Origin of the sequence: Methylobacterium sp. W2, from assembly GCF_020662345.1 — a bacterium.
GTDB lineage: Bacteria > Pseudomonadota > Alphaproteobacteria > Rhizobiales > Beijerinckiaceae > Methylobacterium.
On record NZ_VMOA01000009.1, the window covers coordinates 126418 to 137293 of the forward strand.

A 10876-nucleotide genomic window follows, 5' to 3' on the forward strand; every position below is an offset into this window, starting at 1 on the left:
TCCTACTTCGTTAGCGTCCGGCGGGGCGAGGCCGAACCGGTCACGTCTTCTGCAAGTGCACTCAGTGCGGGATGGCGACGCGGTTTAGTGCAGCATCGAGGCTAGCCTGGTCGGGAACCGTCCCGGTGAGGCGCTCCACAATGGCGGAGGCCGTTTCGCCGGCGATGGAGCGAACGCTACCCATGGCCTCGGCGGTGCGGGTACGGATCGTGGCCTCGGAGGCGGCGATCCTGTCGTTGAGCTCGGCTTCCAGCGTCTTGCGACGGGTTTCGGCCTCGGAGGTGAGGGCAGAGCGGGTCTCGGCAGCGATGGTGCGGGCCTTGGCCTGGGCATCGGCCAGCGATTTTTCGTAGACGGCGCCAGCGGCCTCGGCCTCGGATTTCATCCGCTGGGCCTCGTCGAGATCGGACGACAGCCGCGTGGCGCGGTCGTGCAGGATCGCCTGGATGCGGGGCAGCGCCACCTTGTCCATCAGGTAGTAGAGCAGGCCGAAAGCCAGCGCGAGCCAGATCAGCTGCGAGAGAAAGGTATGGCTCTCGAAGGGCGGAAAGCCACCGCCATGTTCGGACGCGGGCGATGCCATGATGCCTTCATGGGTTGCGGTCGGATGGGCCGGCTGAGCCATGACGTCCTTCGCTCAAAGTAAGTTCGTGAATGAGGACCGGGCGCGCGTCCAGGAGAATGGGGCGCCCGGTCCGGGTCTGCTGTCGGATCGACGAGCGTCGTCGGTCTTAGACGGCGAACAGGAGGAGCAGCGCGACGAGCAGCGAGAAGATGCCGAGTGCTTCCGTCAGCGCGAAGCCGAGGAGCAGGTTGCCGCGCTGGCCGTCGGCGGCCGACGGGTTGCGAAGGGCACCGGCGTAGAACTGGCCGAAGAGATTGCCGAGGCCGATGGCGGCGCCCGCCATTCCGAGGCAGGCGAGGCCGGCACCGATGTACTTAGCGGCTAAGGGATCCATCAAATTGCTCCTGGTGTCGGTTCGTTCGTTGCGTGGAGAGAAATCCGGCCGCAACCGCGGACCGGGGACGGAAGAGGGTACCGCCGGGGCCTAGTGGCCGGGGTGGAGGGCGTCGCTGAGGTAGATCGAGGCGAGCGTCGCGAAGACGTAGGCCTGCAGACCGGCGACGAGGAACTCGAGGGCCGTCACCGCGACGCTGAGAGCCAGCGGCAGCGGCGAAATCGCGCCCCAGGCGCCTGCAGCGAGGAGCGCCGGCACGAAACCCGCGAAGATCTTGAGGGCGATGTGGCCAGCGAGCACGTTGGCGAAGAGACGCACCGCGAGGCTGATCGGCCGCGAGACGAAGGAGACGATCTCGATGGCGACGATCATCGGCATCAGCCAGCCCGGCACGCCCGAGGGCACGAACACCTTCAGGAACTTCGTGCCGTGGGCCATGAAGCCGTAGACGATGACGGTGGTGATCACGAGGAGCGCCAGCGCGAAGGTCACGATGATGTGGCTTGTCACGGCGAACGCATAGGGGATCATGCCGAACATGTTCAGGACGAGGACGAACATGAACAAGGAGAAGATCAGCGGCATGAACCGCTCGGACCCGTGCCCGGCGGACTGGCGCAGGGTCGAGCCGATGAACTCGTAGAACACCTCGGCCACGGACTGCATCCGGCCCGGCACCACCGAGCGCTGCGCCGTCGCCACGATCGTGATCAGGGCGATGATCCCGACGGCGGCGAACATGTAGAGCGCCGACTGGGTGAACGCGATTTCCTGATTGCCGATATGACCGAAGGATACGAGCGGCTTGAGCTCGAACTGGTGGATCGGATCCATCTTTACGGCCATTGCCGCTACCGTCCTTCTGTCCACGAGCGGGCGAGATGCCCACATTGCCCCAGGACCGCCCGAAAGCGGTAAAATTCGCCTATCAGGACCGTTGCCGATCCTGCTTCTTGTCGGCCACACTTTTAGTGGCCGGCCTCGAGAGCGAGCCCGAGACACGCATGACGTTATAGACGCCGGTTGCGAAGCCCAGCATGAGCAGAACGATCAGACCCCAGGGCTTCGTCCCCAGAAACTGATCGCACAACCAGCCGAGAATGCCCCCGGCGAGGACACCGGCGATGAACTCCGTGGAGAGCCGCATCGCCAGACCCAAGGATGACGCCCCGTTGGAGGCACCGGCACCCGGCGAGGGACGGGAAGGAGCGGCAGGCCGCTTCTCCTCGATCCGCTTCTCGAGACGCTTCAGTCTCGCCGAGAGATCCTCGTCCGGCTTCCGCCGTCCATCTCCATTCTCATCCCCTGCGTCGTTACCGCTCACGGCGAAAACTCACATTGGCGAGAGTGGAGGGAACCGGCCTGAAACCCCGTCAAGCGCGGCGCACCATAGTTTCGCCCATCTTGGGTGTCAAGGCGCGCCGAACATGCCTTAAGTTGCTGTAATATATAAAGAAACAGGCTCTGGTGGCGATCCTGGGCGATGTGTCCGACGCATGAAGAGCAATCGGCGGCCAAGCTTGGGTCTCAGGCGCCTAGAATCGGCTTGATGACCTTCTCCATCCCGTCGATCGTCATCTCACCCTTGAAGCGCTCGCCGTTGATGAAGAAGGTCGGCGTAGAATCCACCTTGAAGGTATCGAGCCCCTTCTGCTTCACGGCGTTCACGGCGGCGTAGAGCTTCTGATCCTTGAGACAGGTCTCGAATTTTTCCTTCGAGAATCCCGCCTGCCTCAACATCTGCTCCAAGGCGTCTACCGGCGATTGCGGCTTCTGCACGTAGGCCCAGCCCTGCTGCTGATCGAAGAGCAGATCGGTGATGGGATAGTATTTCGCATCGCCGTCGCAGCGGGCCAGCATGAAGGCCGCGGTCGCCAGCGGATCGAGGGGGAATTCGCGTAAGGTAAAGCGCACCTTGCCGGTATCGATGTAGCGCTCCTTCAAAACCGGCCAGGTGTTCTTGTGGAACGCGGCGCAGTGGGAGCAGGTCATCGAGGCATACTCGATGATCGTCACCTTGGCGTCCTTTGGCCCGAGCCAGACGTCGCCGAGGGGGCCTGGCTCCATCAGGGAGGCGAGATTCGCATCCTGGGCGAAGGCGTCGAGGGTCATCCGGGGCAGGAGCGCGGCTGCGCCGATCGCCATGCCGGTGAGTTTCAAGGTGTCGCGACGGGTGATCATGATGTCGACGGGCTCCGCTCGCAGATCCGATCCATGCGGCTTGCGGTAGAGACCCGCGGACAATCTGACAAGACGCGACAGGCGGCTCCGCTTCCATGCGCCGCGACATGCGTGGGGCGGAAGCTGGGATTCAGCCGGATCGCGGCGGCGCGGAGGTGACGATCGCCACGCCGAGCCTGTCGAGCGCGTCGCGCAGCGCATCGTCGTCGATGGAGGCAACGGCCAGGGCGACTTCGCCACGCCTCACCGGATCGAGGGGCGGCACCACCGGCTTGCGAACGGCCTGATGAACGCGCCCCTGCTTGAGGACGAGCTTGCCGATGCAGGCCCAGCCGTAATGGGCGTTGATGCGCTGGATCACCACGGGAGCCAGATGCTGCAACTCGAGGGCAAAGACACCTTCCACCCGTACCACGAGCGTGCCGGGATCCGGCCGGCCCTGCTCCTCGCGCCGGGCGCGGCGGGGCCATTCGAGCTTCGAGGGCTGGCAGAAACGGGCGAGGCGCTCGCCGACGATATCGGGCCAGGCCGCGAGAATATCGGTGGAGGCGAACCCCTGCGCGGCGAAAGCCGGTCCGATGCAGGTCTCGATCAGCTCGGCGAGGGGTTTGATGCGGGCCATGAGCTCCGAGAGATTCCGATGCGGGCGGACTCCGCATGATAGCGTGAACCGCCCCGGCTTTCGAATGCTTTGATCGTTCGCGGCCACCCTGTATGGACGGGCGCCCAACACGCCGGATCTCATGTCGCGGGATTTCATGTCACCGGACTTCACGGCAACAACGGATCCTTCCACCCGAGGCCCGCGAGCCGCTGACCTCCTCGCCTGGTACGACAGGCATCGACGCGTCCTGCCCTGGCGTGCCCTGCCGGGTGAGACGCCCGACCCCTATCGGGTCTGGCTGTCCGAGGTGATGCTGCAACAGACCACGATCACGGCGGTCAAACCCTATTTCCTGCGCTTCCTCGAACGCTTCCCCTCTGTAGAGGCCCTCGCGGCCGCGCCGGAGGAGAGCGTCATGTCGGCCTGGGCCGGCCTCGGCTATTACTCGCGCGCCCGCAACCTCCATGCCTGCGCCAAGGCGGTCACGGAAGCCGGCGCCTTCCCCGACACACTCGACGGATTGCGCAAGCTGCCCGGCATCGGCGCCTACACGGCCGGCGCCATCGCGGCCATCGCCTTCGACCGGCAGGAAGCGGCCGTGGACGGCAATGTCGAGCGGGTGGTGACCCGGCTCTTCGCCATTGAGACCCCGATCCCCGCAGCGCGCCCCGAGATCCGACGACTGACGCAGAGCCTCGTACCGGCACAAAGACCGGGTGACTTCGCCCAGAGCCTGATGGATCTCGGCTCCACCATCTGCACGCCGAAGCGCCCGGCCTGCGCCCTCTGCCCCTGGATGGCGCCCTGCGAGGCCCGCGCCCTCGGGCTGCAGGAGACGTTTCCACGCAAGATCAAGAAGACGAAGGGCATCGAGCGATGTGGCGCGGCCTTCGTGGCGATCCGCAGCGGCGACGAAGCCGTCCTGTTGCGGACCCGCCCCCCAGAGGGGCTGCTCGGTGCCATGGCGGAACCTCCGACCAGCGCATGGGAGAGTGGCTACGACGTTACCCAGGCGCTGCTCGACGCTCCCCTGGACGCGCGATGGAAGCGATTGCCGGGAGTGGTCCGCCACGTCTTCAGCCATTTCCCGCTGGGGCTGACTGTTTTCGTCGCCCGTGTCGGCCTCGCCACGAAGGCACCGGGCGGCATGCGCTTCACGCCCCGGCGCGACCTCGACGAGGAACCGTTGCCCGGCGTGATGAAAAAGGTGCTCGCCCATGCCTTCGATCCGAAGCCCGAGACCGTGAAGCGCGGACGGCCGAAGGCCATGCGGGCGGTCCAGGACACACCGCTCTTCGCTGAAGACGAGGCGCCGGTACGCGAGCCGCGCCCGAGCTTTCACCCGGTGCCCAAACCGGCACCGCGTCCCGTCGCGAAGCCGCCGGTCGAGGACGGGGAGGGGTTTTTCGGAGAGCCGGAGGAAACGCCCCCGCCAGTGGCGCCGCGCAAGCGCGGCAGGCCGAAAACGCGTCCTTGATCGGAATAGCGCGGGCCCTTCCCCCTTCGCGGGGGAGGATGCCTGCGAAGCAGGCGGGAGAGGGGACGACCTCTCCGGAAAGGTTGGACCCCTCATCCGATCCGCTGACGCAGGGTCCTGTCACCCTCTAAAAAATCAGGCGGCCGACCCCATCGCGGCCCGCATCCGGCCCCGGAACACGTCAATCAGAACCAGTTTGCCGTCGCGCCTGACATGCCAGAAATCCCAGCCGTTGCAGGAGGGGAAGCCCTGGACGAGGGCGCCGATCTTGTGGATCGAGCCCATGGCCGGTCCGACCATCAGCGTCCCGTCGGGACGCACCACGGCTTCGTGGCGACCGCGCGCATCGGTGAGGATTTCACCCGCGCGGATATGGCCGGCCTCGATGACGCTGAGGAAGGCGACACGCGGCTCGGCCCGCTTGGTCGGGGCGACGAGGAGGGCGGCCTTGGACAGGGGCTCCACGGCGTCGATCCTGGCGCGGGCCGCCTCGGCATAGACCGTCTCGCGCTCGATGCCGATGAAGCGCCGGCCAAGGCGCTTGGCGACGGCCCCGGTGGTGCCCGTGCCGAAGAACGGATCGAGCACCACGTCGCCGGCATTCGTGGCCGAGAGGAGGGTGCGCGCGAGGAGAGCCTCGGGCTTCTGGGTCGGGTGGACCTTCTGGCCGTCGGCGCCCTTCAGGCGCTCGTCGCCGGTGCAGAGGGGGATGAACCAGTCCGAACGCATCTGGACGTCGTCGTTGCCGCCCTTCAGCGCCTCGTAATGGAAGGTGTAGCTCTTCGCCTCCGCCGAGCGTGAGGCCCAGATCAGGGTTTCGTGGGCGTTGGTGAACCGCTTCCCACGGAAGTTCGGCATCGGGTTGGCTTTCCGCCAGACGATGTCGTTGAGGATCCAGAACCCGAGATCCTGGAGCACCGAGCCGACGCGGAAGATGTTGTGGTAGGAGCCGATGACCCAGAGGGTGGCGTTCGGCTTCATCACCCGGCGGGCGGCGGTGAGCCAGGCGCGGGTGAACTCGTCATAGGCGGCGAAGCTCGAGAACTGGTCCCAGGCGTCGTCGACGGCATCGACGCGGCTCTGATCGGGCCGCAACAGCGAGCCGTCTCCGAGCTGGAGATTGTAGGGCGGGTCGGCAAAGACGCAGTCGACGCTCGCTGCCGGCAAGGCGTTCATGGCGGCGATGCAATCCCCGACGAGGATTTCGTCGAGAGGAAGACGCTGGGCGGCGGGTACGAGACCCATCCGCGGCGCCGACACGAGTCGCCCGGTACGCGAGACACTTTTCCGGGCGACGGTGTCGGCAACCGCGGTACGCAGGGAAGCCATGGCAAACACCGGTTACGCGACTGACAGGCAGACCATGGGGCCGTTAACGTAAAGGGCGGGTTGCCGGGGTGCGAACAATGCGTCTCGATTTGGGGCTGCAGATTTTGCCTACCCACTCGAATACTGATGAGTTTTCAGATCTCGCCTAATCGTTTTAACTATTCATTTACCCTGCAATCATCGTGGAACGATGATCAAACAGACGATTTTGATCTCGCCGCGGAGATCTATCCGACGCTGTTACCGATCCTCGCGACCCGTTGGCGACCCTTCCGGAACCGTCAGGGTCACGGGCCGCGCGCATCTCCCATGCACCTCGCGCCGGGTTACGGCTACGCTTCGCCATTGATGTGACGGGAAATGTGACGGGCTTGGGCTGTGGGACGAAATCTGCCCACGACAGTCACGATCCGCTCTCAATATAGAATTCGGGCACGCCTCCAATTCGAAAGATCTTTAGATTTTATTCACACATTCTACGGATGGCCCAGGCTAATGAAGGCAGCCTCTGCCACATTCTACTGATCTCATTTCAGCCTTCATTGGCTCTATGTTCCGCGGCCTCTGCAACAACAAAGGGAATGCGGATGAATATGAAGCCCGTTCGTTGGACCGCTGCCGTTATTGGAACCGCCATGTCTCTCGCCGCACTCAGTGCACCGGCCACCGCCCAATCCGGCGCGGCCTCCTGGTATGGCAGCGGCCGCAAGACGGCGAATGGCGAGCGCTTTAATCCGAATGGGATGACCGCCGCTCATCGCAGCCTGCCGTTCGGCACCCGTGTCCGGGTCGAGAACAAGCGCAACGGCCGCTCAGTGGTGGTGCGCATCAACGATCGCGGACCATTCGTGCACGGCCGGATCATCGATCTCGCCAAGGGCTCTGCCCGGGCGCTCGGCATGGGCGGCACGACCTACGTCTCGCTCAAGGTCGTGAACTGATGCGGAACCCATGACATTATGGGCATGCCGGAGGATCGCCGTGCCGGGTCGCGACGACGGGCGGCATGCCTCATCTTCCTGATGCCGCATGGTGATTCCGAAAGAGATGGGTTTCACCGCCGCGCTTCATGAACTAAGGGGCCAGTCGCCGTTGCATGGATGGCGATCGGCCCCATCTTGACGGCTGGATGCGTGTTTGAGGATGGTTCCCCCATGGCAAAGCCCCTGATCGTCGAGATTCCCCACGAGATCGGCCCCGTCGAGGCGAAACGGCGGATTTCGAACGGGCTCGACAAAGCCAAGGCGGCCTGCGCCAAAGCGGGAATCAACGTCGAGCACATGACCTGGACCGACGACCGTCTGAACTTCGCCATGTCCGCCATGGGCCAGAAGGTGGACGGCGAGGTCGACGTCCTTCCCGAGACGGTCCGTATCGAAGTGCGCCTGCCGATGCTGCTGGCCCTGTTCGCCGAGCGGATGAAGAAGATCATCGGCAAGGAAGGCAACCAGCTCCTGATCAAGAAGGGCTGAGGATTTCCATCGGGGGAACGGCACCGGGCGCTCGTCCGTTTCCAGCCCTCTCCCGAAACCTCGCGAGCAGGTGGCGTCGCCCATGTCCAATCCAGGCCCCATAGATCCCGCGCCCATCCCGGAAGCTCCGGTTCCCGATACGCCCTACGAGGCTCCCCAGACGCCGCCGCCGGCGCCCGGGCCGGACATCCCCGCATCGACGCCGGCCGAGGCACCCACCGAGAGCCCGACGGAGATTCCCGTGATCGACCCGAGCCCCGCTCCCGTCTCGCCCGATCCGTCGCCAACCGGCCCGGCTAACCCGACGATGTAGCCCCAAAGGCAAAACCGCATTTGTTCGGGAGCGGTTGCGCTGCCATAAGCCCGCATCATGGCCGCTCCCCCGCTCCTCACCCTCCAGAATGTCGCGCTCACCTTCGGCGGCACGCCGCTGATCGAACAGGCGGATCTCGCGATCTCGCCCGGCGAACGGACCTGCCTCGTCGGCCGCAACGGCTCGGGCAAGTCGACGCTCATGAAGATCGCCTGCGGGCTCATCGAGCCCGACAAGGGCGTGCGCTTCGTCCAGCCCGGCACCACCATCCGCTACTTGGCTCAGGAACCGGATTTCTCGGGCTTTTCCACCACCCTCGATTTCGTCGAACATGGCCTCACCCATGGCGACGACGCCTATCGTGCCCGCTACCTGCTGGAGAGCCTGGGTCTGACGGGGGCCGAGAACCCGGCGAGCCTGTCGGGCGGGGAGGGGCGGCGCGTGGCCCTGGCTCAGGCACTGGCACCCGAGCCCGACATCCTGCTGCTCGACGAGCCCACCAACCATCTCGACCTGCCGGCCATCGAATGGTTGGAGGCGGAATTGAAATCCGTGCGCGGCGCGCTCGTCCTCATCAGCCACGACAGGCGCTTCCTCTCGGCCCTGTCGAAGACCACCGTCTGGCTCGATCGTGGCATCACGAGGCGGATCGAGCAGGGCTTTTCCACCTTCGAGGCCTGGCGCGACGCCTTCTTCGAGGAGGAGGAGCGCGACCGGCACAAGCTCGATCGCAAGATCGCCGACGAGGAGCATTGGCTGCGCTACGGCGTCACGGCGCGCCGCAAGCGCAACGTCCGGCGGCTCGGCAACCTGCACGCCCTTCGCAAGGACCGCCGCGAGGACCGCCGCCCCGTCGGCACCGCAACGATGACCTCCACCGAAGCCGAGAGTTCCGGCGCCCTGGTGATCGAGGCGAAGAATGCCGCCAAGGCCTATGGTGAGCGCCGCATCGTCGATGATCTCTCGATCCGGGTGATGCGGGGCGACCGGCTCGGCATCGTCGGCGCCAACGGCGCCGGCAAGACCACGCTCATCAACCTGCTCACGGGACAATCTGCACCGGATTCCGGCAGCATTGCCCTCGGCACGAACCTCAAGATGATGCTCCTCGACCAGGCCCGCGCGGTGCTGGAGCCGTCGATGACGGTCACGGAGGTTCTCACCGGTGGCAGCGGCGACAGCGTGGTCGTCGGTGGCGTGAGCCGCCACGTCATCGGCTATCTCAAGGACTTCCTGTTCGCCCCGGAACAGGCCCGGACCCCGGTGAGGGTGCTCTCCGGCGGCGAGCGCAACCGCCTTCTCATCGCCCGGGCCCTGGCCCAGCCCGCCAACCTCCTCGTCCTCGACGAGCCCACCAACGACCTCGATCTCGAGACCCTGGACCTCCTGCAGGAAATGCTGTCGGACTATTCCGGCACGCTGATCCTGGTGAGCCACGACCGTGACTTTCTCGACCGCGTCGTCGGCAGCGTCCTCGTCAGCGAGGGGGAGGGGCGCTGGGTCGAGTATGCCGGCGGCTATACCGACATGGTCACCCAGCGCGGCCAGGGCGTCGAGGCGCGCAAAAGCGCCACGGCGCCTCGCCCCGACGGCAAGGTGAAGCCGGGCCGCCTCGTCAGCACGTCCGCGCCCCCGGCGCCCAAGACGAAGATGGGGTTCAAGGACCAGCACGAGTTGAAGACCCTGCCGGAGCGGATCGCGAAGCTGCAGATCGAGATCGCCAAGAACCGCGCCGTCCTCGCCGATCCGCAGCTCTACAGCCGCAATCCGGCCCTGTTCCAGAAAACCTCGGCGACCCTCGCGGCGGCGGAGGCCGACCTCTCGGCGGCCGAGGACCGTTGGCTGGAACTGGAGATGCAGCGGGAAGGATGAGGCGGGTCGCCCTCCGCACCGGACGCCCGGCAGAGCGTGTCGGCTCGGACTCCCCCGCTCAATGACGCGCCCCCCTCGACCGGGGGAAGCCGGCGGGACCATTTACGACCCCGAACTGTCCGCATGGAGGAAGGGCTAAGAGTGCCTCACGAAACTCCCGGTCACGGTCGGTTCTCGCTCCAAGCACGACGGCGCAGCGGGAGTTTTGTGAGAGACACTAAGCAGGTTTCGCAAAAGTGGCCCCCGGTTCTGCGATCAAAAGCTGCGACACATCAGAGAGCTAAGCAGGGTGAAGCGTTGGTCGACCAACGCGAACCTGCTTAGAATCCCGGTCCCTCCGCCAGGGTCATGGCACCTCGCGGAGGGGCGAGAACGCTCCTGCCGAGACAGAGAGCACGGAGCGTTCACGAGACCTTCGCCCCCGATGGGACGCCAGAGAACGCCGCGGCGTCCCGATAGCGGTCCTATGGCCGAAACCGTTCTCCCCGACCTGAAACTTCTTGACAAAATTCCTATTTCATGCCTATATCCCCACACCTGCTGCCCAGCGAAGGGGGCCTGTCCGGTGACCGACCGGGTGGGCCGAAAGGGGCGGCGGGGCGGTGCCTGCGTCGGTGGTGTCGGTCACCATCGCCCCGGGCGGCGGCTCGATAGTCTGGGGGCTCGGAT

Annotated in this window: 13 protein-coding genes; 6 read left to right on the forward strand and 7 right to left on the reverse strand. The window is 65.5% G+C overall.

All coding sequences use genetic code 11. The annotated features are described in order from the left end of the window. Nucleotides 1-61: 61 nt before the first annotated feature. From FPV16_RS07220 to FPV16_RS07245, 6 genes are all read right to left on the reverse strand, one after another. Nucleotides 62-625: a F0F1 ATP synthase subunit B' gene (locus FPV16_RS07220; protein WP_227437444.1), complete on the reverse strand. Its 564-nt coding sequence runs from the start codon at nucleotides 623-625 to the stop codon at nucleotides 62-64. A 106-nt stretch (nucleotides 626-731) separates the two neighbouring features. Next, on the reverse strand, nucleotides 732-959 hold the full coding sequence (locus FPV16_RS07225; protein WP_018044493.1) for a F0F1 ATP synthase subunit C: 228 nt from the start codon (nucleotides 957-959) through the stop codon (nucleotides 732-734). A 90-nt stretch (nucleotides 960-1049) separates the two neighbouring features. Then, nucleotides 1050-1805, reverse strand: coding sequence for a F0F1 ATP synthase subunit A (locus FPV16_RS07230; protein WP_018044492.1), 756 nt, complete (start codon nucleotides 1803-1805; stop codon nucleotides 1050-1052). Between the two features lie 82 nt (nucleotides 1806-1887). Further along, entirely contained in the window at nucleotides 1888-2283 is a 396-nt protein-coding gene (locus FPV16_RS07235) for an AtpZ/AtpI family protein (RefSeq protein WP_227437446.1), read from the reverse strand. A 203-nt stretch (nucleotides 2284-2486) separates the two neighbouring features. Continuing rightward, nucleotides 2487-3140, reverse strand: a complete 654-nt coding sequence (locus tag FPV16_RS07240) for a DsbA family protein (protein ID WP_227437448.1) — start codon at nucleotides 3138-3140, stop codon at nucleotides 2487-2489. Between the two features lie 130 nt (nucleotides 3141-3270). Continuing rightward, nucleotides 3271-3762 carry a DUF721 domain-containing protein gene (locus FPV16_RS07245; RefSeq protein WP_227437450.1) on the reverse strand — a complete coding sequence of 164 codons (492 nt, stop codon included), beginning with the start codon at nucleotides 3760-3762 and terminating at the stop codon, nucleotides 3271-3273. A gap of 136 nt (nucleotides 3763-3898) precedes the next feature. Here FPV16_RS07245 and mutY point away from each other — a divergent pair, with 136 nt between their 5' ends. Continuing rightward, on the forward strand, nucleotides 3899-5221 hold the full coding sequence (mutY, locus tag FPV16_RS07250; protein WP_227437483.1) for an A/G-specific adenine glycosylase: 1323 nt from the start codon (nucleotides 3899-3901) through the stop codon (nucleotides 5219-5221). A 135-nt stretch (nucleotides 5222-5356) separates the two neighbouring features. Here the strand turns inward: mutY and FPV16_RS07255 are convergent, their stop codons facing one another. Further along, nucleotides 5357-6550 carry a site-specific DNA-methyltransferase gene (locus tag FPV16_RS07255; RefSeq protein ID WP_319802222.1) on the reverse strand — a complete coding sequence of 398 codons (1194 nt, stop codon included), beginning with the start codon at nucleotides 6548-6550 and terminating at the stop codon, nucleotides 5357-5359. Between the two features lie 126 nt (nucleotides 6551-6676). Between FPV16_RS07255 and FPV16_RS07260 the strand changes: the two genes are divergently transcribed. From FPV16_RS07260 to FPV16_RS07280, 5 genes are all read left to right on the forward strand, one after another. Further along, nucleotides 6677-6904 carry a hypothetical protein gene (locus FPV16_RS07260; RefSeq protein WP_227437454.1) on the forward strand — a complete coding sequence of 76 codons (228 nt, stop codon included), beginning with the start codon at nucleotides 6677-6679 and terminating at the stop codon, nucleotides 6902-6904. 281 nt (nucleotides 6905-7185) lie between these two features. Then, nucleotides 7186-7491, forward strand: coding sequence for a septal ring lytic transglycosylase RlpA family protein (locus FPV16_RS07265; protein ID WP_227437456.1), 306 nt, complete (start codon nucleotides 7186-7188; stop codon nucleotides 7489-7491). A 213-nt stretch (nucleotides 7492-7704) separates the two neighbouring features. Further along, nucleotides 7705-8022: a polyhydroxyalkanoic acid system family protein gene (locus FPV16_RS07270; RefSeq protein WP_018044484.1), complete on the forward strand. Its 318-nt coding sequence runs from the start codon at nucleotides 7705-7707 to the stop codon at nucleotides 8020-8022. Between the two features lie 82 nt (nucleotides 8023-8104). Beyond that, nucleotides 8105-8335, forward strand: a complete 231-nt coding sequence (locus FPV16_RS07275) for a hypothetical protein (protein ID WP_056162480.1) — start codon at nucleotides 8105-8107, stop codon at nucleotides 8333-8335. A 57-nt stretch (nucleotides 8336-8392) separates the two neighbouring features. Further along, complete coding sequence (locus FPV16_RS07280) at nucleotides 8393-10207, forward strand: ABC-F family ATP-binding cassette domain-containing protein (RefSeq protein WP_227437458.1); 1815 nt, start codon at nucleotides 8393-8395, stop codon at nucleotides 10205-10207. Nucleotides 10208-10876: the final 669 nt, after the last annotated feature.